General features: G+C 69.7%; 25 protein-coding genes. 14 read left to right on the top strand and 11 right to left on the bottom strand.

Features of this window, described 5'->3' with window-relative positions; all coding sequences use genetic code 11:
- Window positions 1-7: 7 nt before the first annotated feature.
- The 5 genes from ACTXG6_RS17700 to ACTXG6_RS17680 are packed head-to-tail and all read left to right on the top strand — an operon-like array spanning window position 8 to window position 6,119.
- Window positions 8-1,603, top strand: coding sequence for an amidase family protein (locus tag ACTXG6_RS17700; RefSeq protein WP_445188910.1), 1,596 nt, complete (start codon window positions 8-10; stop codon window positions 1,601-1,603).
- Window positions 1,600-3,033, top strand: a complete 1,434-nt coding sequence (locus ACTXG6_RS17695; RefSeq protein WP_445188909.1) for an MFS transporter — start codon at window positions 1,600-1,602, stop codon at window positions 3,031-3,033. The genes ACTXG6_RS17700 and ACTXG6_RS17695 overlap by 4 nt, the downstream gene beginning before the upstream one ends.
- On the top strand, window positions 3,030-4,472 hold the full coding sequence (locus ACTXG6_RS17690) for an amidase (protein ID WP_445188908.1): 1,443 nt from the start codon (window positions 3,030-3,032) through the stop codon (window positions 4,470-4,472). The genes ACTXG6_RS17695 and ACTXG6_RS17690 overlap by 4 nt, the downstream gene beginning before the upstream one ends.
- Window positions 4,473-4,506: 34 nt before the next feature.
- Complete coding sequence (locus tag ACTXG6_RS17685) at window positions 4,507-5,904, top strand: amidase (protein ID WP_445188907.1); 1,398 nt, start codon at window positions 4,507-4,509, stop codon at window positions 5,902-5,904.
- Between the two features lie 29 nt (window positions 5,905-5,933).
- On the top strand, window positions 5,934-6,119 hold the full coding sequence (locus ACTXG6_RS17680) for a hypothetical protein (protein ID WP_445188906.1): 186 nt from the start codon (window positions 5,934-5,936) through the stop codon (window positions 6,117-6,119).
- Window positions 6,120-6,232: 113 nt separating this feature from the next.
- On the opposite strand, the gene ACTXG6_RS17675 is transcribed toward ACTXG6_RS17680, so the two are convergent.
- Window positions 6,233-6,376: a hypothetical protein gene (locus ACTXG6_RS17675; RefSeq protein WP_445188905.1), complete on the bottom strand. Its 144-nt coding sequence runs from the start codon at window positions 6,374-6,376 to the stop codon at window positions 6,233-6,235.
- 823 nt (window positions 6,377-7,199) lie between these two features.
- On the opposite strand from ACTXG6_RS17675, the gene ACTXG6_RS17670 reads away from it, so the two are divergent.
- Both ACTXG6_RS17670 and ACTXG6_RS17665 read left to right on the top strand, forming a co-directional pair.
- The gene (locus tag ACTXG6_RS17670) at window positions 7,200-8,579 is read left to right on the top strand and encodes a cytochrome ubiquinol oxidase subunit I (protein ID WP_445188904.1); all 1,380 of its coding nucleotides are present in this window, start codon (window positions 7,200-7,202) and stop codon (window positions 8,577-8,579) included.
- Between the two features lie 3 nt (window positions 8,580-8,582).
- Window positions 8,583-9,821 carry a cytochrome d ubiquinol oxidase subunit II gene (locus tag ACTXG6_RS17665; protein ID WP_445188903.1) on the top strand — a complete coding sequence of 413 codons (1,239 nt, stop codon included), beginning with the start codon at window positions 8,583-8,585 and terminating at the stop codon, window positions 9,819-9,821.
- Between the two features lie 53 nt (window positions 9,822-9,874).
- On the opposite strand, the gene ACTXG6_RS17660 is transcribed toward ACTXG6_RS17665, so the two are convergent.
- Entirely contained in the window at window positions 9,875-10,198 is a 324-nt protein-coding gene (locus ACTXG6_RS17660) for a hypothetical protein (RefSeq protein WP_445188902.1), read from the bottom strand.
- Between the two features lie 131 nt (window positions 10,199-10,329).
- Between ACTXG6_RS17660 and pdxR the strand changes: the two genes are divergently transcribed.
- Window positions 10,330-11,766 carry a MocR-like pyridoxine biosynthesis transcription factor PdxR gene (gene pdxR / locus ACTXG6_RS17655; protein ID WP_445188901.1) on the top strand — a complete coding sequence of 479 codons (1,437 nt, stop codon included), beginning with the start codon at window positions 10,330-10,332 and terminating at the stop codon, window positions 11,764-11,766.
- 16 nt (window positions 11,767-11,782) lie between these two features.
- Here pdxR and ACTXG6_RS17650 read toward each other — a convergent pair whose 3' ends face one another.
- Together ACTXG6_RS17650 and ACTXG6_RS17645 are read right to left on the bottom strand one after the other, a co-directional pair.
- Window positions 11,783-12,643: an efflux RND transporter periplasmic adaptor subunit gene (locus ACTXG6_RS17650; protein WP_445188900.1), complete on the bottom strand. Its 861-nt coding sequence runs from the start codon at window positions 12,641-12,643 to the stop codon at window positions 11,783-11,785.
- Window positions 12,644-12,697: 54 nt separating this feature from the next.
- Entirely contained in the window at window positions 12,698-13,855 is a 1,158-nt protein-coding gene (locus tag ACTXG6_RS17645) for a DHA2 family efflux MFS transporter permease subunit (protein ID WP_445188899.1), read from the bottom strand.
- Between ACTXG6_RS17645 and ACTXG6_RS17640 the strand changes: the two genes are divergently transcribed.
- A complete protein-coding gene (locus tag ACTXG6_RS17640) occupies window positions 13,854-14,105 on the top strand; it encodes a hypothetical protein (RefSeq protein ID WP_445188898.1) in 252 nt (83 codons plus the stop codon). The two genes, ACTXG6_RS17645 and ACTXG6_RS17640, sit on opposite strands and share 2 nt — an antisense overlap.
- Before the next feature lie 175 nt (window positions 14,106-14,280).
- Window positions 14,281-15,063 (top strand): efflux RND transporter periplasmic adaptor subunit, encoded by a 783-nt coding sequence (locus ACTXG6_RS17635; RefSeq protein WP_445188897.1) that lies wholly within the window; start codon window positions 14,281-14,283, stop codon window positions 15,061-15,063.
- Window positions 15,064-15,157: 94 nt separating this feature from the next.
- Here ACTXG6_RS17635 and ACTXG6_RS17630 read toward each other — a convergent pair whose 3' ends face one another.
- On the bottom strand, window positions 15,158-15,424 hold the full coding sequence (locus ACTXG6_RS17630) for a 2-oxoglutarate and iron-dependent oxygenase domain-containing protein (protein WP_445188896.1): 267 nt from the start codon (window positions 15,422-15,424) through the stop codon (window positions 15,158-15,160).
- 273 nt (window positions 15,425-15,697) lie between these two features.
- Here ACTXG6_RS17630 and ACTXG6_RS17625 point away from each other — a divergent pair, with 273 nt between their 5' ends.
- Window positions 15,698-16,213, top strand: coding sequence for a MarR family winged helix-turn-helix transcriptional regulator (locus tag ACTXG6_RS17625; protein ID WP_445188895.1), 516 nt, complete (start codon window positions 15,698-15,700; stop codon window positions 16,211-16,213).
- 35 nt (window positions 16,214-16,248) lie between these two features.
- On the opposite strand, the gene ACTXG6_RS17620 is transcribed toward ACTXG6_RS17625, so the two are convergent.
- Entirely contained in the window at window positions 16,249-16,956 is a 708-nt protein-coding gene (locus ACTXG6_RS17620; protein ID WP_445188894.1) for a LuxR C-terminal-related transcriptional regulator, read from the bottom strand.
- A 417-nt stretch (window positions 16,957-17,373) separates the two neighbouring features.
- Here ACTXG6_RS17620 and ACTXG6_RS17615 point away from each other — a divergent pair, with 417 nt between their 5' ends.
- Window positions 17,374-17,637: a hypothetical protein gene (locus ACTXG6_RS17615; RefSeq protein ID WP_445188893.1), complete on the top strand. Its 264-nt coding sequence runs from the start codon at window positions 17,374-17,376 to the stop codon at window positions 17,635-17,637.
- An 80-nt stretch (window positions 17,638-17,717) separates the two neighbouring features.
- On the opposite strand, the gene ACTXG6_RS17610 is transcribed toward ACTXG6_RS17615, so the two are convergent.
- The 4 genes from ACTXG6_RS17610 to ACTXG6_RS17595 all read right to left on the bottom strand — a co-directional run bounded on the left by ACTXG6_RS17610 (window position 17,718) and on the right by ACTXG6_RS17595 (window position 22,231).
- The gene (locus ACTXG6_RS17610; RefSeq protein ID WP_445188892.1) at window positions 17,718-18,323 is read right to left on the bottom strand and encodes an HD domain-containing protein; all 606 of its coding nucleotides are present in this window, start codon (window positions 18,321-18,323) and stop codon (window positions 17,718-17,720) included.
- The gene (locus ACTXG6_RS17605; RefSeq protein WP_445188891.1) at window positions 18,320-19,396 is read right to left on the bottom strand and encodes a TauD/TfdA family dioxygenase; all 1,077 of its coding nucleotides are present in this window, start codon (window positions 19,394-19,396) and stop codon (window positions 18,320-18,322) included. Before ACTXG6_RS17605 ends, ACTXG6_RS17610 begins: the two co-directional genes overlap by 4 nt.
- Window positions 19,397-19,414: 18 nt before the next feature.
- Complete coding sequence (locus ACTXG6_RS17600) at window positions 19,415-20,650, bottom strand: aminotransferase class V-fold PLP-dependent enzyme (RefSeq protein WP_445188890.1); 1,236 nt, start codon at window positions 20,648-20,650, stop codon at window positions 19,415-19,417.
- 102 nt (window positions 20,651-20,752) lie between these two features.
- The gene (locus ACTXG6_RS17595) at window positions 20,753-22,231 is read right to left on the bottom strand and encodes a wax ester/triacylglycerol synthase domain-containing protein (protein ID WP_445188889.1); all 1,479 of its coding nucleotides are present in this window, start codon (window positions 22,229-22,231) and stop codon (window positions 20,753-20,755) included.
- 277 nt (window positions 22,232-22,508) lie between these two features.
- Here ACTXG6_RS17595 and ACTXG6_RS17590 point away from each other — a divergent pair, with 277 nt between their 5' ends.
- On the top strand, window positions 22,509-23,033 hold the full coding sequence (locus ACTXG6_RS17590; RefSeq protein WP_445188888.1) for a hypothetical protein: 525 nt from the start codon (window positions 22,509-22,511) through the stop codon (window positions 23,031-23,033).
- A gap of 374 nt (window positions 23,034-23,407) precedes the next feature.
- Window positions 23,408-24,031, top strand: a complete 624-nt coding sequence (locus ACTXG6_RS17585) for a TetR/AcrR family transcriptional regulator (RefSeq protein WP_445188887.1) — start codon at window positions 23,408-23,410, stop codon at window positions 24,029-24,031.
- A gap of 11 nt (window positions 24,032-24,042) precedes the next feature.
- On the opposite strand, the gene ACTXG6_RS17580 is transcribed toward ACTXG6_RS17585, so the two are convergent.
- A complete protein-coding gene (locus ACTXG6_RS17580) occupies window positions 24,043-25,038 on the bottom strand; it encodes an AraC family transcriptional regulator (RefSeq protein ID WP_445188886.1) in 996 nt (331 codons plus the stop codon).
- Window positions 25,039-25,484: the final 446 nt, after the last annotated feature.

Below are 25,484 nucleotides of genomic sequence, written 5' to 3'. Positions count from 1 at the left end.
GACCGCCATGGCCATGCCCCGAGGACGGATCCGAGGTTTCGTCCGCCGCCCGACCGCCGACCAGGTCGCCGCGCTCGGAGCCGCCGAGCACCTCTCGCTGACCCCGAGGGAGGCCGAGCAGTACGCCGCGATCCTGGACCAGACCCTCGTCGGGGTGGACCGCATCGACGAACTGTGCGCGCCGGCACCGCCGCTGGTGTACACCGACCGGGACCCGGGCGGGCCGCCCAGCGACGCCGACGACCCGTTCCACGCGTTCATCCGGCGCTGTCGGGTCAACGGTGCCGAGCAGGGTCCGCTGGCCGGGCTGTCGGTCGGGGTTAAGGACAACCTGGCGGTGGCCGGCGTCCCCATCACCAACTCCTCCCGCACGCTGAGCTACACGCCGACCACCGACGCCGTGGTGGTGAGCAGGTTGCTGGCGGCCGGCGCGGACATCGTGGGCAAGACCAACCTCGACGACTTCTCCACGTCGGGCACCGGGGAGTCCAGCTGGTACGGGCCGGCGCGCAACGCCGTCGACCCGACACGGTCGGCGGGCGGCTCGTCGGGGGGATCGGGCTCGGCGGTGCGCTCCGGGGCGGTCGACCTGGCCGTCGGGGTGGACGAGGGCGGCTCGGCGCGCATCCCGGCGTCGTTCAACGGCGTGGTCAGCATCAAGCCGACCCAGGGCCTGGTGCCCTCGCACGGGCTGACCTACATGGACCAGACGATCGACTCGGTCTGCCCGATCGCCAGCACCGTGGGCCTGACCGCCCGGATGCTCGACGTGATGAGCGGCCACTCCGACCGGGACCCGCAGTGGGTGCGCGGCAGGCCGGCGCCGACCGCGGCGGCAGCCACGCTGGGCATGGGGGTGGCCGGGTTGCGCATCGGCGTCATCACCGAGGCGCAGGACCCGGCGCTGTGTGAGCCCGGTGTGTTGGCGGCGTTCGAGATGTCCTGCGCGGCGCTGCGCGCGGAGGGAGCCACCCTCGCCCCGGTCTCCGTCCCGCTCTGGTCGGACGCCTGGGCGATCGAGACCACCCTGCTGCTGCACATGGCGTGGCTGAACGCGCAGTCCGACGGGTCCGGCTACAGCCACCTCGGCGAGATGGACGTCGAGCGCACCCATGCGTTCGGGCTGGTCCGGCGGCTGGAGGCGGACTCGTTCCCGCCGTTCTTCAAGGTGTGGCTGTTGGGCGGGCGCTACCTGCACGACAGCTACTTCTCGACCTACTTCGCCAAGGCCGCCAACCTGCGTCGGGCGCTCACCGCACAGCTCGACGCCGCCTTCGAGGAGTTCGACCTGCTGGTCACGCCGACCACGCCGCAGGTCGCGCCGGTGCTGCTGGACCGTCCGGCCGAGGACCCGGAGCTGCTCGGCAGGGGAACCACCATGGTGGCCAACTGCTGCCCGCTGAACCTGTCCGGGCACCCGGCGCTTGCGGTGCCCAGCGGGGTGGACGACCCGACCGGGATGCCGACGTCGATCCAGATCGTGGCGTCGCACTGGGCTGACGCGCTGACCTTCCGGGCCGGCGCCGTGGTCGAGGCGGCGGCCGGCGTCACGCCCGGCGGTTGCTCGCCGGCACCGGCACCCCGCGCCGTCTCCCAGTCGTGAACAAGGCGGCCCTCCCCACCGCCCGGCGGCGGTTCCACAGTGTGGTGCTGCTGGCGGGCGTCGGATCCGGGGTCACCGCGCCGTTCACCGCCCTGTTGGTGGTAGGGCTGGGCGGGACGACGGCGTGGGCGGCGTTCGTGGTGTCCTCGATGGGCCTGTCGTTGCTGCTGGTGGACTTCTTCGGCACCCGGTTCGTGCCGAGACTGGCTTCGGCGTCGGCGCTGACCGCGTCGATGGTGGTGTTCGGCATCGGCTCGCTGCTCTCGGCGGCCACCACGAACTGGCTGCTGGTCGGCCTGGCCCGCGTGTTGCAGGGTTTCGGCACCGCGCTGTTCATGGGCGGCGGCGTCGTGCTCGCGGTGCGGCTGGTCGACCCGGGCCGTCGCGGCGGCGCGATCGGCACGTTCAACGCGGTCTGGTTCCTCGGCATCGCCTCCGGCCCGATCTGTGGCGGGTTGATCGCCGCGCAAGTGCCCGGCACGGACGGGCTGCGGCTGCTGTTCGCGGTGTGCGGGGCGGTCAACCTGGCCGGCGCCGCGGTGGCCTGGTTCCTGGTGCCCCGACTGCCGGCCGGGCCGCCGCCCAGGCTCGGCCTACCGCGCGGGTTGGACGTGCGCGGCCGGCGGGAGTGGTCGGTACTGGTCCTCGCCGGACTGGGCCAGGCGGTGCGTTCCGGGCTGGCGTTGACCCTGCTCCCGCTGCTCGGGGCGCGGCTCGGCATGGGCCCGCTCGGGTTGGGAGTCGCACTGTTCGCGCTGGCGGTCACCGATGTCGGCGCCATGCATTTCGGCGCGGGCTGGGCGGACCGGCGGGGCCGGCTGGTGCCACTGGCCGCCGCGCTGGGCTGGGGCTCCGTCGCGGTCACCGCGCTCGGCACCGTGGTACACGACCTGCTGACCTTCACCATTGCCGCGCTCGCGGTCGGCGTGACCGTGGGCTCCACCTGGGTGCTGCCGGTCGCGATGGCCGTCGACCTGGCCCGTCACCCGGAGGCCGCGATCGCGGCGTACCGGATCGCCAGCGACGTCGGAATGCTCGCCGGCGGCCTGCTCGCCGCGCTCGGCATCACCGTCGGCGGCATCCACGCCGCGCTGCTCGGGGCCGCCGCGCTGCTGGTCGGCGGCCTGCTGCTCACCGTCTCGATCCGCGAGACGTTGCCGCTCTCAACCTCACCACATCCAGCACCACCACTCACCGAGGAGGAACCCGTGCCACTGCCACCCATCGACCAGCTCGCGCTGCTCGCCGCGTACCAAGATCTCACTCTCACCCCGGAGCGGCTCGCACAGGCGCACGGCACCCACACCGAGGGCCGTCCCATGCTGGAGCGGCTCCGCGCGCTGCCGCTGCCCTTCGTGGAGTCGGCGACCGAACCGGTCTGCGAGCCGGCCACGGCACTGGCCTGGATCGCCCGGGGAGGCCGGTCGTGAGCGTCACCGAATCGGCCCCCACCCAGTCCACCGACCTGGCCGATGCGACCGCGGCCGAGCTGCTGGACCGCTTCGCGGCCGGCACCGCGACGCCCACCCAGGCCACTCGGGCCTGCCTGGCGCGGATCGAGGCCACCGAGCCGGCGGTGAACGCGATCATCACACCGCTGGCCGAGCGGGCACTCGCTCAGGCCGCCGAGTCCGACGCACGTTGGTCCGCCGGCACTGCCCGCCCGCTGGAGGGCGTGCCCTACGGCCTCAAGGACATCGTGGCCACCGAGGGCATCGGCACCACCGGCGGCTCCGCGCTGTACGCCGGGCATGTGCCGACCACCGACGCCGTGCTCGCCGCGCGGCTGGCCGAAGCGGGCGGTGTGCTGCTGGCCAAGCTGGCCACGTTCGAGTTCGCCTGCGGCGGCGCGGTCAACAAGACCTTCGGTCCGACCCGCAACCCGTGGGATCCGCGCCGCACCACCGGCGGCTCCTCCTCCGGTTCCGGGGCGGCCGTCGCGGTCGGCCAGGTGCCGCTGGCCATCGGTACCGACACCGGCGGCTCCATCCGCATCCCGGCCGCGTTCTGCGGGCTGACCGGCATCAAGCCCACCTACGGCCGGGTGCCCCGGCACGGTGTGATGGGGCTGTCCTGGACGATGGACCACGCCGGCCCGATGGCCCGCAGTGTGGCCGACTGCGCGCTGATGTTGGACGTGATCGCCGGCCCGGACCCGCTGGACCCGACCGCGCTGCCGGCCGAAGCGACGCCGTTCGTGGCCGCGCTGGACCGCGACGTCGCCGGCATGCGGGTGGCCAGAGCTCGCGGCGGCTACCTCGAGTCCAACATGCACCCGGAGGTCGGTGCGGCCTACGAGACAGCGCTCGTCGAGCTGGCCGACCTGGGCGTGGAGATCGTGGACGTCGAACTGCCCAGCTTCGAGATGGCTCCGCTGACCGGCTGGACGATCATCTACGCCGAGATGCTCTCACTGCACTCCGAGCACTTCGACGGCATCGAGGACCGCGACGAGATGGGCGCCTCGCTGCTCGGCGCGGCCCCGTTCGTCAGCGCGTCGGACTATCTGCGTGCGCTACGGCTGCGCCCGCTGTTCCAACGTGAGCTGGAAGCCGCGATGCGGGGCTGCGACGCGCTGGTCACACCCGGGATGACCGCGCTGCCACCGGTGATCGCGCCGTCCATGATCTCCGACGTGGGCGGCCGCCACCTGCCGTGGCTGACCGCCACCTGCCAGACCAACGCGCCGTTCAACCTCACCGGCAGCCCCGCCCTGGTGCTGCCGTCGGGGATGTTCGAGGGCATGCCGCTGAGCCTGCAGCTCGTCGGGCACCCCCGGGACGAGGCGACGCTGTTCACCCTCGGCTCGGCGTACCAGAAAGCCACCGAGCACCACCTCCGCCGCCCACCCATGCCGGCCGCCGCCTGATCCGGGCCCGACCGATCGGTTTCGAGGAGATCCCATGTACCTGACCATCACCGACGCCGCGGCGGCGCTGCGCGCCGGGCAGACGACGTCCGTCGAGCTCACCCAGGCCGCGTTCGCGGTGGCCGACGCGCACGACGCCGAGCTCGGCGTGTACCTGTCCCGCTTCGACGAGACCGCGCTGGCCGCCGCCGCGACGGCCGACGCCGAGCTGGCCGCCGGCATCGACAAGGGCCCACTGCACGGCATCCCGCTCGGTGTGAAGGACATCATCGCCACCGACGAGGGCGAGACCACCGCACAGAGCCTGATCCTGGACCGCGCCTGGGGTGCGCAGGGCGACGCACCCGTGGTGGCCCGGCTGCGCGGCGCCGGGGCGGTGATCACCGGCAAGACCAGCACGATGGAGTACGCGATCGGCATCCCCGACCCGGAGAAGCCGTTCCCGATCCCGCGCAACCCGTGGAACCCCGAGCACTACCCGGGCGGCTCCAGCTCGGGCACCGGCGGCGGGGTCGCGGCCGGCATGTTCCTGGGCGGCCTGGGCACCGACACCGGCGGCAGTATCCGGTTCCCGGCCACCAACTGCGGTGTCACCGGGCTCAAACAGACCTTCGGCCGGGTACCCAAGTACGGCTGCGTCCCGCTGGGCTACAGCTACGACCACATCGGTCCGCTCGCCCGCAGCGCGGCCGACTGTGCGGCGATGCTGGCGGTGCTGGCCGGGCACGACCCGCGCGACGCCACCTCGGTGGACCGCCCGGTGGACGACTACACCGGTGGACTGACCGGTTCCCTGGCCGGCATCCGGATCGGGGTGGACCCGCTGCTGGACCACTCCACGTTGACCGTGCCGGAGCTGGCCGCCGTGCTGGACGGCGCAACCGCCGAGCTGCGCGCGGCCGGGGCGACCGTGACGCCGATCGAGCTGCCGCTCTACCCCGAGCTGACCGCCGCCACCATGGTCGGCATGGCGGCGGAGGCGTACGCCTATCACCGCCCCGACCTGCGAACCCGGTGGAACGACTACGGCGCCGGCACCAGGATGGCGGTCTCGGCGGGAGCGCTGATCCCGGCCGGCGACTACGTGCAGGCACAGCGGGTGCGCCGGGTCGGACAGCGCAAGGTGGCCGAGCTGTTCACCGAGGTCGACCTGATCGTCACCCCGACCAGCGCGTGCGGGGGGCTGAAACTGGAAAAGCTGTCCTTCGACGACATCATCGACTCGCTGCACACGCAGTACTGGAACGCGCTGGGCAACCCGGCCATGTCGGTACCGATGGGATTCACCACCGACGGGCTGCCCTTGGGCATGCAGATCATCGGCCGGCCGTTCGACGAGGCCGGTGTGCTCGCCGCCGGCCACGCCTACCAGCAGCGCACCAGTTGGCACCTGCGGGTGCCGGACCTGGTCGCCCAGGCGCTGGCCGCCTGACCCCGTTCCCTCAGACCGAAGGAGACCCGATGGATGCCGACCCCGCCGTGCTCGTACCCGCCCTGCTCCAGGCCGCCTGCCTCACCCCGTCCCAGGAGGAGGTGGCGACCATGGTCGCGGACTTCCCCGGCCGGGCCGCCGCGATCGAGTCGCTCTACGCCGTGCGGGAGGCGCGGTACGAAGAACCCGACCTGGTGTTCCGCGCGCTGCTCTGAGCCTCCGGACGCTGACTCGGCACCCCGGCGAGACGACTCGCCCCGGGGACGCCACCGCCGCCGCGGTGAGGGGGTCACGGCGGCGGTGGCGCTAGCTATCAGGGGCGGTGGCGCTAGCCATCAAGACCTTCGACGAGCTTCGCGCGCTGCAGGTCACCCAGCCCAGCGGCCCGTCCGTCGAGGTCGACTCCGGACTGCGCCAGCAACCTGGTCACCCGGGTCGGGCCGAAGCCGGGCAGTTCATCGACGAAACCCACGGCGGTCGCCGCTCTCAGCGGCGGGCGGACATCCTTCTGCTCGTTCCGGGCCCGGCGAACGCGCCCCTCCGGCAGACCTCAGCTGCCCGTGGCGATATCGCTCATCAGGACCTCGGCGACGTGTTCGGCGTAGGCACGTACCTGGGTCGGATTCTCCGGGTCCAGTGCGATCTCCGTCCGAGCGGCCATTCCAGCCTGCCCGAAGGGGGCCGTACCTCCCGAAGTGATCAGGAAGAACAGAACTTCCGACGGAATCGGCTTCATCCTCCCGGCTGCCCGCAGCTGTTCGAGCATCGGCAGAACGCGACCTGACAGGGCCGATGTAGTTGTCGTACAGATAGTCCAGCCGATCGGTGGGGGCAGCACCTTCCAGGGTAGCGAGACTCCCCAGGTAAGGCCTGGTGGCCGAGTATTCGATGAAACAGCGGATAAAGGTACGCAATCGGTCCATCGGGTCAGCCGACTCGTCGTCCGCACCCGCCAAGTAAGCCAGAAAGGGATCAAAAGCCCAGTCGACCACCGCACGCCACAACTTCCCCGCTCCCTCCGTACTTCGACGACATGACCGAGCGGCGCCATCCGAGCACACCGGGAACGACTGTTCGTTCCAATCCGACGGCACACACCGTCACGCCGCCGCACACAACGTCCAACCGGTGTGCGGCGGCACGGGGATGTGTGCCGTCGACTGGGGTCACCTCACCCGGCCGTGAGAATCCTTTGGGGGCCTTGACCAATGCCGGTCCGTGACAAGGATGGGGCAGGCGCTCCGGCCGGCCGCGCCTTCTGGCTGGGTCACCAGCCCCCGACAAGGAGCAATGGGATGTGCTCAATCGCGGTTGTCACGGCCGCCGGCCTGGTAGCGGTCGACCAGGACTATCTGTTGCAGGCGCGGCAGATGCAGGCCCTGTCCTTTGCCGTGCACATCCCGCTGGTCTGTTTCGGGATCGCCTTTCCCGCGATGATCCTTTTCGTCGAGTGGCGCTATCTCCGTACCGGCGACGAGCTCTACCGGACCTTGGCTCGCCGGTGGACGAGGGTGATGGTCGCGCTGTTCGCGGTCGGGGTCATCACCGGCACCATCCTGAGCTTCGAGATGGGGCTGCTGTGGCCGGCATTCACCGCAACCTTCGGCGGTGTGTTCGGCCTCGGCTTCGCCATCGAGGGCTTCTCGTTCTTCCTGGAAGCCATCTTCGCCGGCATCTATGTCTACGGCTGGACGCGGCTGTCCTCGAAGATGCATTTCGCCAGTGGGATCCCGATGGCGATCGCGGGCTTCACCGGTTCGCTGACCGTCATGGCTGTCAACGGGTGGATGAACCATCCGACGGGTTTTGCACTGCGCGACGGGAAGGTCGTCGATGTGCGGCCGTTCGAGGCACTTTTCGAGAACTCGTACTTCTGGCACGAGCTCATCCATATGTATCTGGCCGGCTACATGGTGACGGGGTTCGTGTTGGCCGGCTGCTACGCGGTGGGCCGGTCGCGGGGCCGGTGGGGGCGCTACGAGCGCACGGCGCTGGCGATCCCGCTGACGATCGCCGCATTGGCATCGCCGGCCCAGATCGTCATCGGCGACTGGGCCGCCCGAGCGGTGGCTGAGAGCCAGCCGATCAAACTCGCCGCGCTCGAGGGCCTCGGCCAGACCACCAGCGGAGCGCCCGAACACCTACTGGGCTGGTACAGCGCGGGCGAGGTGCACTTCGGCGTCGCCATCCCCAGGCTGCTCTCGCTGCTGGCCTACCACGACCCGAGCGCGACCGTCCTCGGCCTGAACGCGTTCCCGGCCGATGAGATCCCACCGGTCAACGTGGTTCGTATCGCGTTCCAGCTGATGGTCGGCCTCGGCTCCGCGCTCGCGCTGCTCGGCGTGATCTACCTCGTGTCGCGGGTACGGGACAAGCGCCTGCCCAGGTCACGCTGGTTCTACCGGGCCGTGGCGCTGGCCGGTCCGCTCTCGGTTCTCGCCCTACTCAGCGGCTGGGTCACCACCGAGGTCGGCCGACAGCCGTGGGTGGTCTACCGGGTGATGCGCACGAACGAGGCGGTGACCGGCGCGGCGGGGATTCCGGTCGGGTACGCCACCCTGGCCGCCGTGTACGGGGGTGTGGTGGTCGCCGTGGTGTGGATCCTGCGCCGACTGGCCTCGGCGCCGCTACCGCTGCTCGAACCGCCCGCGCCCGCGACGAGCCCGGAGCGCTGAGCCATGCTCCTCTCCTACCTGGCGATGATCTTCGTACTGGTCGGCCTTGCGCTCTACACGGTGCTCGGCGGGGCCGACATGGGCGCCGGGCTGTGGCAGCTGCTCGCCGGACGCGGACCGGACGCCGTGCGCCTCCGCGACCATGCTCACCACTCGATCGGCCCGGTGTGGGAGGCCAACCACGTATGGCTGATCTTCGTGCTCACCGTGCTGTGGACCACCTACCCGACCGCGTTCGGCTCGATCCTGTCCACGTTGAGCGTGCCGTTCTTCCTCGCCGCGATCGGGATCGTCTTCCGGGGCGCGGCCTATGCCCTGCAGTCCGGCACGTCGGTCCCCCGGGAACGACGGGTGATCGACACTGTTTTCGCGCTGTCCTCGATCCTGACCCCGTTCGCGCTGGGCGCGGCGGTGGGCGGGATCGCCTCCCGCCGGGTGCCGGTCGGCAACGCGGCCGGGAACCTGATCACGAGCTGGCTGAACCCGACATCGATCCTGGTGGGGGTGCTGGCCGTTCTGGTCGCGGCCTTCCTCGCCGCCGTCTACCTGAGTTCCGACGCGGTCCGCATCGGAGAGCCCGATCTCGCCCGCCGTTTCCGAGCTCGCGCGGTGGGCACCGGACTGATCACCGGTGCCGTCTCACTCGTCGGGCTGGCCGTGTTGCGCACCGATGCGCCGCCGCTGTTCAACGGTCTCGTCCACTGGCCGGGACTGGCCGCCGTCATCACATCCGGGCTGGCCGGGATAGCCACCTTGCCGCTCCTGTGGCACCAACACACGGTGCTGCCTCGAGCGACCGCCGCGCTCGCGGTAGCCGCGATCATCGCGGGATGGGCACTTGCCCAGCAGCCCGTACTACTACCCGGGCTGACGGTGGCCCAGGCAGCTTCTCCCGAGTCCACCATGGTCGCGGTGGTCATCGCGGTACTCGCGGGTGCGGTGATCCTCTTCCCGTCCCTGGCGTTGCTGTTCGGCCTGGTGCTGCGCGGGCGCTTCGACCCGGGTGCCGCAACCCCCGCACAGCACATCGCGCGGACCACCCACACCGCTCGAGGACCGCTCCTGCGCGGGTGGCTTGCGGTCGGCTGCCTCCTGCTGGGCGCCGGACTCCTCGTGCTCGGCGACTCAGGATGGGCGCACGCCGCCGGGGTGCTCTGTCTGGCCGGCTTCATGGTGCTCGGCTATCTCGCCTGCGCACCGTCGGACATCGCCGCCGACGACCCCGCGCAGGCCAGCGGATAGGCCACGGCATCAGCGGCACCGGCGGCACCGGCGGCACCGGCCGGCGAGGAGCTTCAGTCCTTGCTCACGATCCACTGCCGGGCCCGGTCGAGCACCTCGGAGCTGACGAACTCCTCGGCGTTCCAGGTGGTGGCCCTGACCGTGCCCCGGCGGGCGTTGCGCCGCATCACCTCGACGTGCAGCGGCAGTCCGACGAAGCGACGCAGATCATCTCCGCTGGTCCAGACCGAGATCGACCCGCTCCTGGCCTGAAGCGGCAGCGACCACAACCACAGCCCCACGGCTCCCGGCATCGCGTACCAACCCATCCGCAGGCGCAGGCCAACCAGGGCGACGCCGGCGAGGTCGCGGCGACGGTGGCTCGCAAAATCGGTCACGCTCACCACCACGGAGCTGGTCACCGCGGTGGCGGGGCCGGACGCCCACGGTGTCAGCACCGGGCGCACGAACCAGGACGCGCGAGCAGCTGACGGAATCACAACATCAACTCTGGGCCTATGATTGGAATGTGTCCAGGTCCAATTCGGAAGCTCAGAAGCAAACCAATGGCTTCCCGCCGGACATCCTGGTCGGGTTGGATCGTGCCCAGCCGCGCGGGTTGCGGGAGCAGCTCGAGCGAGAGCTCCGAGGCGCGATTCAGGACGGGCGGATATCCGCCGGCACCCGGCTGCCTCCCTCCAGAACCCTCGCCGACGACCTCGGTGTCGCCCGCAGCGTCGTCGTCGAGGCCTACGGCCACCTCGTCGCGGATGGATACCTCGAGGCACGTCAGGGCTCCGTCACCCGCGTGCTGCCGGTCGCCACGTCCGCGCCGCCGGCCGCCTCCCCCGATGCCGGGCCCACCCCGACCGCCCGCTTCATCGGCGGCCTGCCCGATCCCGCGTACTTTCCCCGGCTCGAGTGGCAGCGGCACTACCGCGCGGCGCTGACCGCCCTGCCGAACGCCGAGCTCGGCTACCCCGGCCCACTCGGTGCCCTGCCGCTGCGGGCGGCGCTCGCGAGCTATCTGGGCCGGGTGCGCGGTGTCATCACGGGTCCGGCCAATGTGCTCATCACCGCCGGCTTCACCCAAGCGCTCGTCCTGCTCTGCGGCGTACTCCGGGCGCGGGGCGTACGAGCGATCGCGGTCGAGGATCCGTGCTTCGGCTTCCACCGGCACGCAATCTCGGCGGCGGGCCTCCAACCGATAGCGGTCCCCGTCGATGAGGACGGCATCAAGGTGGGACAACTCGCGGCCCTCGACGTCGGCGCGGTGTTGGTCGCCCCGGCACACTCCTACCCGACCGGCGCCGTCCTCAGCCCGGCGCGCCGCGGTGAGCTCCTCTCGTGGGTACGCCAGCACGACGCGCTCATCATCGAGGACGACTACGACGCGGAGTTCCGCTACGACCGCACCCCGATCGGCGCGCTGCAGGGCCTCGCTCCCCGGCACATCGTCTACGCGGGATGCGCAAGCAAAACACTGACCCCCGCACTGCGACTCGGTTGGCTCGCCGCGCCGACCCAGCTCGTCCACGAGCTCATGAGCGAGAAGCTCTTCGCCGACATGGGCAGCCCCCTGCTCGAACAACTCGCGCTCGCGCACTTCATCGACAGCGGCGGGTTCGCCCGACACCTTCGCCGGGTACGCCCTGTCTACCGACGCCGACGTGACGCGGCCATCCAGGCTCTGTCGACGTTCCTCCCCGACGCGGTGCCGACGGGCGTGGCCGCGGGGCTGCATCTGTACGTGCAGCTGCCCGCCGGGAGCGACGAACGGCGACTGGTCGACACCGCCCGCGAGCAGGGACTACTCCTCGAGGGAGCCTCCTGGCACTGGGCCGACCCCGACTCGGCGCCACCCGCTCTGGTCCTCGGTTACGGAAGCCTCGGCGAGTCCGCGATCCGCGACGGCCTCGCCCGTATCGGGTCGATCCACAACGACCACCGCGCCAGGCGTGGCTAGAGCGTGTGTCGTGTGTTCAGTTCTTGTGGATGTGCACCGTGACATTCATGCCGGGTACCAGCGAGAGACCGTTGGTGTTGGTCAATGCAATCTTGACCGGAATAACCTGGGTCACCTTCTGGAAGTTGCCGGTGGTGTTGCTCTGCGGGAAGTCGGAGAACGAGGTCGCCGCACCGTTCTGGATATCCTCGACGGTACCGGTCACCGGGGTACCTGAGTAGGCATCGACGCTGATGTCGACAAGTTGACCGGGATGCACATCGTTGACGTCGGTCTCGTCGACACGCGCGGTGACGTAGATGTCGTTGAAGTTGTAGGCGGTGGCCAGTTCGGTGCCGGCGGTGACGTACTGACCTTCCACGGCGTCGTTGACGGCAACGGTGCCAGTGCCGGGAGATTTAATGGTGTGCTGGGGCCCGGTACCCAGGATCTGAATCCGCCCGACCACCTGATCGGTGTGAACGGCGGTGCCCTGGGTGATCTCCCAACCGGTCAGGGTGCCGGTACTGGGGGCATTGATGGCAACCTTGTCACCGTCCACCTGGGCGTTGTCCGTGGTGACGAACTGGCTCGAATACACCAGGTACGCACCACCACCTCCGGCCGCAATGAGTACAACGACGACGACAGCAATCAGGATCGCCATCCGGCGGGCGCGGCTCATCTTCTTCTTCGCCGGCGGGTCAGCCTCCTCCGTCGCGGCCTCGTCGGGGACCGCGTCCTCGCTGTCGGTCCGCCCCGGACCGGGCGCGAGCGACGAACCGGGCGCCGCGTCAGCGCCGTCCCGCTGCTCGGACTCGACCCAGTGCGCCGGCACGGTCACCGGCGTGGTGTTGTCGGACGTGGTGTCGTCGGGTGTGGCGCGTGGACCTTGCATCGTAGGCCTCCGTGATTAACGCGTTCTCAGCTTGAATTGCGGACAGGGGTCGACTCAGCCGATCTCAACCGGTTCACCACCATTACCGATGGGCTTTCCATGGCGAAGGAAGATCGCCAGTCCCAACCCGGCGAGAGTGACGATGCCGACGATGAGGAATACGTTGCTGTAGGCCTGCGCTTCCACCTCGTTGCGCAGCTCGTCCCAGTACGCGATCAGACCGGCCTGGCCCCCACTCTGTTCCATCCTGAGGATCGGCGGGGCGACCGAGGGGCCTTCGGCGGGCAGCAGTGCCGAGCGGTCGGCCATGAACTGGGCCTCCTGGACGGTGGCCAGTGCGGTGAGTACAGCGAGCCCGAGCGCGGAGGAGACCCGCTGCGTCAGGGTGTTGAAAGCACTACCCGCGCTGGAGAGCGCCGCCGGCAATGCGGAAAGCCCGCCCGTCCAACGTGCCCACCCCGTTGAGGAACAGGCCGATGATCGCCGGCGGAACACCCGCACGTTCAGCAGCGGCTCCTTGGCCTGCAGCTCGATCACCACGAACAGCGCGAGAGCGTTCACCGAGACAGCCAGCAGCAGAAGCACCCGGTAGCCGGTCCAGCCCCAGTCCTGACCCTCCGACAGGGCCAACAGCAGCGAGAACAGCCCCACCGCGATGCACCCGAACCCGGGCAGGTCGAACCGCCGGCCCGCGACACCCGGGACGCGGGGCAGCACCGCCATGGCCGCGATCGCGCCGAGGATGCCGACCGGCACGTTGATGTAGAAGATCAGCCGCCAGTCCACGTACTCGACCAGGTAGCCACCCAGAGTGGGGCCGACACCGGGCGCAACCACGATGCCGAGGCCGTACATGCCCATCGCGGCGCCGAGCTTCTCCTTGGGCACCATCCGGTAGAGGATCGTCAGGCAGGTCACCGGCAACACACCGCCCGGGATGGCCTGCAGGATCCGAAAGAAGATCATGCTGTTCAGGCCGCCCGCCATCCCGCACAGGGCCGAGAACGCCGAGAACGAGACCAACGCGATCAGGTACAGCCGCTTGAGGCCGAGCCGCTCCCCCAACCAGGCACTGGTCGGCACGATCACACCCAGACACAGCGTGTACGCGGTGCTCACCCATTGAATGTCAGTGGTGCTGACGCCGAACTGCTCCTGCATCGTCGGAATCGCCACGTTCACGATGCTCGTGTCCAGCGTCGACATGAACATGCCCACCACGACGACCGCGAGCGGCAAACCCCAGTGCGCGACCTGCGTGGCCGGCGCGGGAGACGACCCGCCGGGGCGCGGGCTCGGCGGCGGCGGCCGCCGCACCGGCGGTTCCGGGGTGGCCTGCCCCCACGAACCGGGCGGCTCCAACTCGGTGACGGACCGCGGCGGCAACCCGGATCCGGCCGTGGCTCCCCTGTCGGTCCTGGTCCCCGACCTGGTCACCACCACAGGGCCGGAGGCGCTGTAGCCCGCACGTGTCATGATTCCAGCGAACTCTTCGGCTAACTAATTAGCAATGCATACCTCATCACAGCCGCGAGCCCACCCGGAGGTCGATCCGGAGGTATGATTCGTTTGCGTCGCTAAGTACTCCTGTCGGGGCCGCCGGCCGGACGGGCGCACCAGGTCACGGTGGGAGGCCGATGGAAGGCCCAGATGCCACGCCCAGCAACGGGCACCGGCACAGCGGGGAGTCGAACGGCGCGGTGCTCACCGCTCCCCGACGCGAACCGGCCAGCACCACCCCGACCCCACGACCCCCCACCCGCTGGCGCCGCTCCACCAAAATCGCCCTCACCGCCATCGCCGTGGTCAGCCTGCTCGAAACCGCCGCCTTCTCCGGCACCTACTTCCTCGACACCAGCAAATACGTCTCCACCGACAACGCCCAGGTCGACGGCGACAAAGTCGACATCAACGCACCCGCCACCGGCACCATCACCCACTGGACCATCACCGACGGCTCCACCGTCCACACCAACCAAATCCTCGGCATGATCAAAGGCATCGGCGCCGGCCCCCAACCCCAACACCCCATCAAATCCCCCGGCAACGGCACCGTCGCGGTCAACAACTCCGTCAACGGCGAAGTCGTCAACAGCGGCACCGAACTCGCCACCGCCTACAACTTCAAGGACATCTACGTCACCGCCCGAGTCGCCGAAACCGACATCAAAGACGTCCACCCCGGCCAACCCGTCGACATCTCCATCGACGCCTTCCCCCACACCCCCGTCACCGGCATCGTCGAAGAAATCCAAAACTCCGCCGCCGGACCATTCAGCTTCTTCCCCAGCCCCGACACCGACCCCAGCAACCCCCAAAAAGTCGACCAATACATCCCAGTCAAGATCGAATTCACCAACACCGGCGGCGTCGCCCTCTCCCCCGGCATGAACGTCACCGTGCACATCCACAAAAACTGACCCGCCGCCGAGCTCGACCCCGTCGGCACATCGACCGGCCCGACGTCGAACTTCTCGTGCAGGTCACCCGGCGCCGTGGGGTCGTCGTTGTAGTTCAACGCCTGCTCACCGATCGAGCTGTAGCCGCGGATCGTGTCTTGTCAGGTTGGGCCACCGCGTGCTTCTTCTCGGCAGGCAACGCGAAGAACGCCCTGGAGACGTCGTACATCCGTTGGATCAGGCCGTCGTCGATCCCGTGCCCGACGACCTGGAAGAAGCCGATCTCCACGCATGCCCTGTCCAACGCCGCGGCCACCTCGGAGCGCTTGACGGCGTCGCCGCTGGAGAGCCCGGAGATATCGATGATCGGCACCACACCCATGACATCCGCTCCCCGCTCGAAATCCGCCGTCCTGGCAGTCTCGGCAGAGCCGACAACCCCGACAAGGGCACAACCTCACAGTTACCCCGCGCTGCGACAGTGACAATCCGCCACCCGAAACCTGCCGGTGACCGCGCCGACACCGCACCGCCCGCCACGGCCCGGCGCAGACGGACCACCGACCATCGTCGATTCGAGGATCGCGTTATTTGATAGCCTCAAGTTGGCCGTTCACTACTGGACGTCGTCCCCACTTGAGCGGGCGAGGCGCACATGGATCAGGTGGCAGCACGGGTCCGCAAGGTCGTCGGCGCAACCGAGATCTACCGGCGGGCCGTGGCCGACAGCCTGGGTGTGTCGGACATTGAACTCATTACCCTGTCGGAGTTGTGGTACCACGGAGCGCGGACTCCGTCCGCGTTGGCCGAACGCATCGGCTTGGCCTCTCCCAGCGTGACCGCACTGGTAGACCGGCTGGAGCACGCCGGCCTGGCCTCCCGGCGCAGACATCCGGTGGACCGGCGCAGCGTGCTCGTCGAGCTCACAACCACCGGTGCGGCCACGCTGCGGGCCATGTTCAACATGTTCAGCTCGGACGTCGCCGCCGCGGTCCGGATCGAAGCGCCGGAGCACATCGCGGTGTTCAACCAGTTGCTGGAGCAGATTGCCGGGGCGCTGCTTGCCCGCGCCGCGGACCGCCCCACGATCGACGCCACCCTGCGCAACACCGCGCCGCATCCGGAATCGGTGACCCCAGGCACCGCGGTTGCGGACGCGGATCACGAGTAGCGGCCAGTAGCGATCGTGGTCAGCAGCGATCGTGGTCAGCAGCGATCATCAGCGGCCAGCGCGACCGCTTCCAGTTGCGAGTTGACTTCGAGCTTGACCAGGATCGCGCGAATCTGGGTGCGCACGGTGGTCAGCGAGACCACGAAGTGCTCGGCGATCGCGGTGGCTCGACGCCCCTGTGCCATCAACTCGAGCACCTCCCGCTCGCGGGCACTGAGCCGTTCGAACCGCCGGGCCCGTTCGTGCTGCCGGGCCCGGTAGCCGCGGTCGCGGGTCAACCAGGCGTGACGCTCGGACTCGGTCATCACCGGCTGCCCGGCCGAGGCGGCCAGCACCATGATCAACAGGTTCCGCAGCGAGGCGGACTTCGCCACCACGCCGGCCGCGCCGGCCGCGATCGCCGCCGCGACCCGGTCCTCGTCGCCATGGTCGGTCACGACCAGCACCGCCCACCGCCGGGCCCGCAATGCCCTGACCAGGTGCACACCGTTGACCTGTCGACCTTGCCCGTCGCGACCCAGGTTCAGATCGAGCAGCACCAGCCCGGCCGGCAGCTGCTCCGCCTGCAGCAGCACCGCCTCGATCCGGGTCAGGTCCGCCCGGTGCGCATTCAGCCCCCGCGCACGCAGAGCCATCATCAGCACCGTCGAGAACAACTCGTGATTGTCGAGGACCAACACGGACACGTCCGCCGCCCGCTGTACCGACACCGACCTCAGATCCGCGCCCGCTAGAACCTCCATACCCGCAGGTCGGAGACTGGCTTCGGTCCGTTACCGCAGACAGACGCCGAGCCACTGGCATTCGGGTGGTTGCGCCAGCAGGTCGTTCGAGCCGACGACCGGTTCGGCCGGACAGGAAGGGGGCTGAACGGAGTAGGTCACCATGCCGGGAGTCGCCGATTGGCTACTCTCCGAACATGGCGCTCGGCCCGGACCGGTGGCACGAAGGCCGACCATCCCGCCTCGGCAGCATTCTGATCACCCACCGTGTGCGCGACCGGGTTTCTGACGCCGGGTGAGCGGACCCCCCAAACGATCGAGTAGTCATCCTTCACCTGCGTACCTTCAGACCCACCAGCCACGTTGATCACTGCGTACACGCTCCCCCGCGGCCGGCACTGGTTCACGGAGAGTAGTCATTTCAAGAAGGAGAATCGCGTGCTGAAGAAGATCATCGTCGTTTCCTCGGCGGCCACTCTCGCCATGCTCTGCGGGGTGGGCATTGCCAGTGCTCACGAGGCGGGCGACGGCGACGGCAGCACCAACTGCACGGCCAACGACACCATCCACCAGAGCAACAAGGGCCACCAGCTGGTCGGCGGCAACCTGGGTGCACAGGACGTCACCACCAACGTCCTGGGTGCGCAGGCCTCGCGGCCCGCGGGCATCTGCCCGAGCGTGGCGAACAACAACCACCTCTGAGCTAGCCAGAGCTAGCCGCGGCCGGCGTGCCCTGGTGAACCACTGGGGGTTGGTTCACCAGGGCAGTCAGGCCGTCGGGTTCACGAGCTCCGCTCCGGCCCGCGAGCTGTCGGGATGGCCGGTTGGGGGTCGTTGGGCTCGGGTAGCCGAGCCGGCGAGAGCACCCTGGCGACCATCGGCTCGAAGAACTCCAACGGTTCCCAGTCGTAGTCGGGATCGAAGCAGTTCTGGTCGTAGCGGGCGCAGAAGTCCGCTGTGGCCTGGTAGTGCGGGTGGTCGCGGTACTCCTCGCGCGCGTCGGGGTCACCGCCGATGTGCTGAAAGTAGTAGACCCCCTGGAACAACCCGTGGTGCCTGACGATCCAGTAGTTCCGCTCGGAGATGTAGGGCCGCAGCAGGGCGGCGGCCGCCTCGGAGTGGTTTGCCGGAGCGATGATGTCGCCGATGTCGTGCAGCAGCGCACACACGACGGTCTCCTCGTCCTCACCCGCCCGGTGCGCCCGGGTAGCCGACTGGAGGCAGTGTTCGAGGCGCGTGACCTGGTAGCCGCTGGGTACGTCCATGGACCGCAGCCAGCTCAGCACGCGGTCCGGGAAGCGGGCGAGCTCGGCGGCTTCGATCTCGGACAGCAGCGCATAGTCCTCGGCGGTGCCGTCGGACATCTGGGTGAAACTCACGGTCTTCACGCGGTGGCCTCCAGTGCGGCTGCCGTGGCGGGCAGGGGCTTGTGCTCGCCCCGCAGCACGCGGCGCCGAGCCATCAGATCGTCCCACTCCAGGTAGACATCTTGCAGGTGGCGAGGGCCACTGGCGGGGTCGTAGGCCCGTCGGCCGTGGAGCACGCGGTGCCCGTGGAGGGTGAGCAGGTCGCCGTCGTCGGCCTTGAACGTCAGCTTGTAGCGGTCGCTGTCGATCATTGCGCCGAGTCGGCGGCAGGCCGCGTAGAAGGGTTCGACCTGTTCGAAGGCGACGTCCAGGGGAAGGGCGAGCTGGTTGGAGAAGCGGAAGGTACGGACCGCGCCCTCGGTGTCGAGCTGGACCATCGGCGCGGCGGCCTGGGTGTCCTCGGTGTCGCTGAACAACTGGTAGGGCACCGGCACCTGGGTGAGCGTGCGGAACGTGTCAGGGTCCTCTTTGCGGAGATCGGCCAGTACCCGCCAGCCGTCGACGACGGTGCTCTCACCCCCGTCGGCCCGGTTGACCAGGAAGTGCAGGAGCTGAACGCTCGGCGGCCAGGTGTAGCTGGGCAGGTCGGTGTGCGGCTTGAGCTCGCCGGCGGTGTGCGAGACGTTGTACCCCGCTGGGTCGTGCCGTACGTCGTGGACGCGGGCGAAGGCGATCTCACGGACGGGGCCGAGTGTCTGCGCGAAGCGCTCCACCTCGCCGGCGACGGTGGGGACCTCGCGGACGATCGCCGCGCCCATGTCACGCAGCGCGTCGAGGTAGGCGAGCTGTCCTTCGACCGTCCCGACGACGTCCCGATGGGCGAAGGCCGGCAGCGCGCCGAGCCCGGCGTCCCACAACCGCGGTGTGTGCCGCCGCCCGGTGCGCGCCCGCTGGGAGTAGTCGTGGCGCAGGAGCCAGCTTGTCGCGTAGGTGGCGGTGTGGCCGTCGTTCCACTCGATACGCAGCCCCTCGGCCGGCTCGAACTGGACACTGACCGGCGCAATGTCCGCACGGATGTCGGCGGTGAACAGTTGCCGCTCGCCGGTCTGGGTCACCCGCGAGTCGCCGGACCAGCTGTTGTCGCGCAGCCACACATAGTGGAACTGCTGGCCTCACCGCGGCGTGGCCGCGGCGAGCGCGGTCACCAGTCGCTCGACGTCGGCGTCGGTGTTGTGCAGGTGTGGGGCGATGCGCAGCGACTCCCCACGGACCGAGGCGAAGCAGTTCGCCTCGGCCAGCGCCGCCACGATGCCGGTGCGCACCGATTCGGGCAGCCACACCCCCAACATGTGCGGTCCCCGCCGCGCCGCCGGAAGCGGATCCAATCCCAGGTCGCCCGCCCGCGCGGCGATCCTCGCGGTCAGCTCCGAGAGCGCGGCCGCGATCCGAGGGACCTGCCAGGCATGTAGTTGTTCCAGCGCGGCGATGGCCATCGGGAGCAGCTCGAACTTGGTGCGCTGCCCGACATCGAAACGGCGCGCACCGGGCTGGTACTCGTCGCGGTAGTCGACCAGGCGCGCGAAGTCCTGTGAGCCGTCGCGCACGATCCAGTTCTGCTCGATCGGTTCGCCCTCGCGGTGCTGCTCGCCGACATAGAGGTACCCCACTCCGAACGGGCCCAGCAACCACTTGTAACCCACCGTCACCACGAAGTCGGGCCGCAGCGCCGCAACGTCGAAGGGCATCACACCGATCGACTGGCTGCCGTCGATGACCAACCGGGCACCGATCTCGTGAGCACGCGCGCTGACCGCCGTGAGATCGATCAGCGCACCGTCCGTCCAGTGCACATTGGGCACACTGACCACACCGACCCGCTCATCCAGAACCTCCAGGATGGCCTCGGTCCACGTCTGGCCGGTCTCGCGGCGCACCGTCACGATCCGCGCGCCGACCGCGCGGGTCGCGGCACGCCAGGTGTAGATGCCGGACGGGTACTCATCCGCGAGCACCACCACCCGCTCCCCCGCCCGCAACGCCACGTTCCGCGCCGCCACGGCGAATCCGTAACTCGTCGCCGGGACCAGCGCCACTCCCTCGGCATCGGCGCCGACCAGCCCGCCGAACAACGCCCGCAACCGCTCCACGTCGGCGAACCAGTCCCCCGACGAAATGCTCCATGGCCGGGCGCGGCGCTCCAACGCCGCGTCCCCCGCGACGCGAACCCCGTGCAGCTGCGGTGACAGGCTCGCGGTATTGAAGTACGCGATCTCCGCCGGGACCGCGAACGCCTCCCGCCGCGCGTCCAGCACGCCGCGGTCAGCATCGCCCACGGCGCCCCCGAGGCGCTCGCCGGCGTCCCGGTGCGACGCCACCGGAGAGGTTTCCCGCACTCCTCCATCAGTCATAGCGACAGGATCCTCGCGAACGGCCACCCCCCGGCTCGCCGTTCGGTCTGCGGGAGCAACGGATCCGTTCGGATCAGAAGCGCCTCGGCCGTCGCCCCCGGATCAGGTTCGGGCGATCGGTCTGGCGGACGGGCAATGCAGCGCCAGGACTTCAGCGAACCCCTCGAGCAGGCAGTCGGTGAACAGTTCGGGCTCGGTGAACGCAACCGGGTCGAAGTTGACGCCGACGCAGGCGACATCGCGGTGGGTCACGAGCGTGATCATCGCCGGGCAACCGGGCAGCGGCGCGTACGGGTAGACCCGCTCGAGGCGGGCACCGGCGAGGTACCTGCTGTCACGTGGCCCGGGGAGAAAGCTGGCCTGCAGGTCGTTGGCCTTGGTCATCGCCGCGACTATCTGCGTGCTGACCTGGCCGGGCAGCCGGGCCAGCCCCGTCGACATCAGTCCGATACTGCCGAGCGCGGGTTCGCCGCGGACCGCCAGCGTCAGCGCGCGGATCCGCGCGATGCGAGCCTTCGGGTCAGCGACACCGACCGGAGCACCGAACCGGGCTCCGGTGATCCGGTTCCCACCACCGGGGTCGCCCGGCCTCCGCACCGAGATCGGCATCGCCATCGGGATTGTCTCGACCGGTACCCCCAGCGCGGCGTGGTAACGGCGGTACCCGCCGAGCAACGCGGCCAGGTAGGCGTCGTTGACCGTGCCCCCGGCGGTCTTCGCGGCCGCCCGCAGCTCCGGCAGCGGTACATCCACCGCGGCGAACCGCCACCGTCGGCCGCGCCCGGCCAACAGCGGGGAAGCCGCGATATCCGGCGGAGTGAGTACCCGCATCAACGAGGATCCGTACCGGGAGGCCGAGCGGAGCGTGTGCACCGGGTTGCTCAGGGCTCCGAACGCGACGGAGCCGGCCCCGAGTACGGCCGAGGGAAGCGCCGCGACGTCACTGCGCACCTGGTGGGCGAGCACGCCGAGTCCGCTGGTCTGCCCCGCGGGTACGACCTCCTGCCGCGACTGGGCCGGGTCGGGTTCGCGCTGAGGCGAGTGCAGCAGGCTCAGCAGTTGGACCGCGCCCAACCCGTCGGTGGCGGAGTGGTGCATCTTCAGGACGTAGGCGGCACGGCCGTCGGGCAGGCCCTCGTACAGCACCGCCTCCCAGGGCGGGCGGGCGCGGTCGAACGGGCTCATCGCCAGTTGCGCGGCGGCCTCCAGCAGCGCCGGCCAGCCACCACCATCGGGCAACCTGGCACGCCGCACATGAAAGCGCAGGTCGAACTCCGGGTCCACGCTCCAGCGCGGTGTACCCAGACCCAGCGGAGCCTCGACCACCCGCTGGCGCAACCGGGGCACCATCCGGACCCCCCGCTCGTGCACGGCCAGGAACCGGTCCCAGTCCGGCACGCTGTCGAGCTGCTCGAGCGCCAGCAGAGGCGAACGCACGACGCCGCCGGCCTCGGCCCGCCACATCACAGCCTCGACCGAGTTCATCTCCTCGGTTGCTCCCCAGTCCTGGCCGACGCCGGCGGCGGCGCCCCGGCCGGTACCCGGAACCTGCGCGCGCTCACGGCCAGCCAGCCCAGTCACCGGCTGATAGACCTTCGGCCGCGCGGCCGTCGCGAGCTCTACCGACATAGCAGTCCCATCCATCCCGACCAAGAGTGGTAAACACGCCCGAACGCACAACCATGTGCAAGCTTCAACCGCGGACCGCAGTGTTCCAGCCGGGCTTACCCACGACGGTCTACATGACTGGCGAGTAACGCAAGCGCCGCGAGCAAAATCTAGGTGACCAAATAGTGTGACGCCTGCCCGGCCGGAGTGTGCACGGGCGACCTGACCGAGAACGACAGAGGAGATGATGGTGCCGGACGCGGGGATCACCCCGGGCTCGCCGGAACAGAAGACGAGCCAGGTGAACAACACACCGCGGTGGCTCAACGGTGCGCTCACCGGCCTGGTGATGACGAGCGCCGTAGTCGCGGCACTCGACCATCAAGGGCAGACACCGAACCCCGTCGGGGATGTCGCGTGGATCCTCATCACGCTCGTCAGCACCGGACTCGTCCGGTCCTACGCCGCATTCGTCGCGGGTCGCGGTCAGCGCGACAGCTCCCCGCACCCCGTTGTGCGAATCCTCAGCCACGAGTGGTCACTGATTGCGGCGGGCGTACCGGCGGTGCTCATCCTGCTCGCCTCCCTGGCGGCGGCGCATCCGCTGCTCGGCGCGATCCGCACCGTGCTGGGTACCAACGTCGCGATCCTGCTCAGCCTGGGGATCTTCGGCGCCAGCAAGGCCGGCTACCGACCGTTTCAGGCCGCCGCGCTCGGAGTCGCGGACGCCGCGCTCGGACTGGTCGTCATCCTGGCCAACGCACTACTCAGATGAGCACGCCGCGACAGTGACAGTCGGTGATCGGCAGATCGACTCTGGCCGCTGACCCGAGGAGCGGGGATGCGTCGAGGTCAACCTGAGTCTGGATCTGGGCTAAAAATACCGGACTGAACGTCGGTCTCGGTGACACTGGACGTGCCAGGGTCACACCAGGCCGCCCTGTCGGTGACGCAGCGTTACCTCCCAGCGTCACCTTTTGCCCCGCCGTTCGGCGGGCGCGCCTCACCGATCCCGCTGCTCGCGCCCGTGATGGCCACAACCTTGCCGTCGATCCCCGACATGACGATCCTCTGTCCCTCATTGAAGTAAGTGATCTATCACTTCTATAGTAAGAGGGCTCTTACTTCAGTGCAAGGGAAGGTGGCCGGATGGTCGTCACGGGTGCCGAGCCCGACCGTGCGCGCGGGCGCCGCCGCGGGGACCTGCGGTCGGCGCTGGTCGCCGAGAGCTTCGGGCTGCTCTCCGAGAGCGGACTGGCCGGGTTCTCCGTGGCCGAGCTCGCCCGCAGGCTCAAGGTGAGCACCGCCGCCCCCTACCGCCACTTCCGGGACCGCGACGCACTGCTCGCCGCGGTCGCGACCCGGGCCGCCGGCGAGCTCACCGCGGCGATGCGTGCCGCGGTCGCGGCGGCGGGGCCCGATCCGGTCGACCGGTTCGCGGCCACCGCCGGCGCCTACGTGCGCTTTGTCTCCACCCGCGGCGCCGGATTCGACGTGATCTTCGCCCCGGGGCTGCGGCACCTGCACGACAGTGACCTGGCCGAGGCAGGCCGGGAGCTCATGGCCCTGCTCCTCGACCTCGCCCAGGACGCTCACCCCGCCGGGCCCCGCGAAGCCCTGCAACTGCTCGAGCAGGTCAGCGCCCTCGCCCACGGCTACGCAACGCTGGACACCGACGGGTTCCTCAGCGATGCCCGCCCGTCCGACGGCGACGTCGCCACCCGTGCCACGCGGGCGGCCGCAGGCCTCGTCCGCGGCGGCGGCCCGTGCTAGACAGGGCGTGCCTAGTGGATCTCCAGCCCCTCACACGACAGCGTGTCGCGGGGGCTCATGCCATAGGCGCGGCGGTACTGCGTGGCGAAGCGGCTGCTGCTGTAGAAGCCCCAGCGGGAGGCGATACCGGTGACGGTGTCGCCCTGGTCGGGATCGGTGGCGAGCAGGTCGCGATGGGCGTGGTCCAGCCGCACCGCACGCAGGTAGGCCATCGGCGTGGTGTCGAGTTGGCGGCGGAAGGCGAACTGCACGGCTCGGATGCTGACGTTCGCGGCGGCGGCGATGTCGGCGACGCCGATATCCGCCTCGGGGCGCTGTTCGATGAACGCGATAGCGCGCCGGACGGTGCTGCTGGTGGCGTCCTGGCGATCCTGCGTCGTCGGGTCGGTGACGGCGGTGTTGGGGAACGTGGCCAGGACCGTCGCCGCCAACAGCCGGGCGGCATTGCCCCTGATCAGCGGCTGTGCCACGGCCTCCGTGTTGGCGAGCAGGTCGCGCAGGAAGGTGACCGTGCGCTGCCACTGCAGCGCGGCCAGGGCCGACCTGGGCTGGAAACTGGTCAACCGGATCGGGCCGGCGAGCCGGGTGGGCGAGGCGGCGGCGACCTGGGTGAGCACGGACAGGTCGAGCACTACCGTCTGCGTCTCGACCTCGAGCAGTCGGAGGGTGGCGGGCAGACTGGGCTCCGCGTCCACGAAGACATCGCCGGACACGAACCGCTCGCTGACGTTGCCACACTCGCGTTCCAACCTGCCGGCATCGATCTGGACGATGACCAGGGACTCCAGCGGCTCCTGGCGGACGGTCAGATCCACCGGCATCCGCACCTCGTCCAGGGCAAACGAGCCCCCGTCGGCGCGGGAGTGCCGAAACAGGTATCCGTCCCGATAACCGCTGACCCGCAGAGTCGCTCGGTAGGCGTTGCTGAGGTAGTCGATCGCGCGGGCCGGGTCGGTCGTCTTGAACTCGATCCGTCCCGGCGCCGCCGGCGCGGCGGATGTCGTCATCGCTGGGTCGCTCCTCTGCTGCGGTCGTCGCGCGGTCTGGCGCTCCGGACGTTCGGCTCAGGTGCGGATGTGTGGCGGGGTCGGCGACCGGCACCGTTCCCGCTGATCAGCTGTCCCCCGCGCCGTTCCCAACGCGGGGCTGTCGACCTTAGTCCCGAGCGCCCCCGATACGAAGGCCAGGGGCCGATGCAACCCGAGTGAGCCACCCGCATCACGCCATTCACCCAGCTCATGCCGCCCGCCACAGTGATACGGCGGTTTCGATTCCTTTCGTTTTCTGGCCGGTCGAGGTCAAAGTCGGCGTGTCCGGTTCTCGCGGGACGGGCGGTTCTGTGTCAGCGTGCAGACCTGCGAAACGACGCGGAAACAAGAGGTGGCGAGCGGAGCAGGACGGACACACCGGATGCCGTCACCACCTCACTTCGAGGTGCGGGTGGGTCGCGCTC

This window comes from Pseudonocardia sp. Cha107L01, assembly GCF_052566575.1.
The sequence above is the reverse complement of the archived record's forward strand: the minus strand, read 5'-3'. Positions and strand labels throughout refer to the sequence as shown.

Bases quoted from the DNA above. Each gene is read 5' to 3' on its own strand.
- ACTXG6_RS17645 (WP_445188899.1), bottom strand. From the start codon at position 13,855: ATGTTCATGTCGACGCTGGACACGAGCATCGTGAACGTGGCGATTCCG.
- ACTXG6_RS17650 (WP_445188900.1), bottom strand. From the start codon at position 12,643: ATGCAAGGTCCACGCGCCACACCCGACGACACCACGTCCGACAACACC.
- ACTXG6_RS17620 (WP_445188894.1), bottom strand. From the start codon at position 16,956: ATGGAGGTTCTAGCGGGCGCGGATCTGAGGTCGGTGTCGGTACAGCGG.
- ACTXG6_RS17600 (WP_445188890.1), bottom strand. From the start codon at position 20,650: ATGACTGATGGAGGAGTGCGGGAAACCTCTCCGGTGGCGTCGCACCGG.
- ACTXG6_RS17685 (WP_445188907.1), top strand. From the start codon at position 4,507: ATGTACCTGACCATCACCGACGCCGCGGCGGCGCTGCGCGCCGGGCAG.
- ACTXG6_RS17665 (WP_445188903.1), top strand. From the start codon at position 8,583: ATGCTCCTCTCCTACCTGGCGATGATCTTCGTACTGGTCGGCCTTGCG.
- ACTXG6_RS17635 (WP_445188897.1), top strand. From the start codon at position 14,281: ATGGAAGGCCCAGATGCCACGCCCAGCAACGGGCACCGGCACAGCGGG.
- ACTXG6_RS17585 (WP_445188887.1), top strand. From the start codon at position 23,408: ATGGTCGTCACGGGTGCCGAGCCCGACCGTGCGCGCGGGCGCCGCCGC.
- ACTXG6_RS17680 (WP_445188906.1), top strand. From the start codon at position 5,934: ATGGATGCCGACCCCGCCGTGCTCGTACCCGCCCTGCTCCAGGCCGCC.
- ACTXG6_RS17700 (WP_445188910.1), top strand. From the start codon at position 8: ATGGCCATGCCCCGAGGACGGATCCGAGGTTTCGTCCGCCGCCCGACC.
- ACTXG6_RS17625 (WP_445188895.1), top strand. From the start codon at position 15,698: ATGGATCAGGTGGCAGCACGGGTCCGCAAGGTCGTCGGCGCAACCGAG.
- ACTXG6_RS17630 (WP_445188896.1), bottom strand. From the start codon at position 15,424: ATGGGTGTGGTGCCGATCATCGATATCTCCGGGCTCTCCAGCGGCGAC.
- ACTXG6_RS17640 (WP_445188898.1), top strand. From the start codon at position 13,854: ATGCCCACCACGACGACCGCGAGCGGCAAACCCCAGTGCGCGACCTGC.
- ACTXG6_RS17670 (WP_445188904.1), top strand. From the start codon at position 7,200: ATGTGCTCAATCGCGGTTGTCACGGCCGCCGGCCTGGTAGCGGTCGAC.
- ACTXG6_RS17580 (WP_445188886.1), bottom strand. From the start codon at position 25,038: ATGACGACATCCGCCGCGCCGGCGGCGCCGGGACGGATCGAGTTCAAG.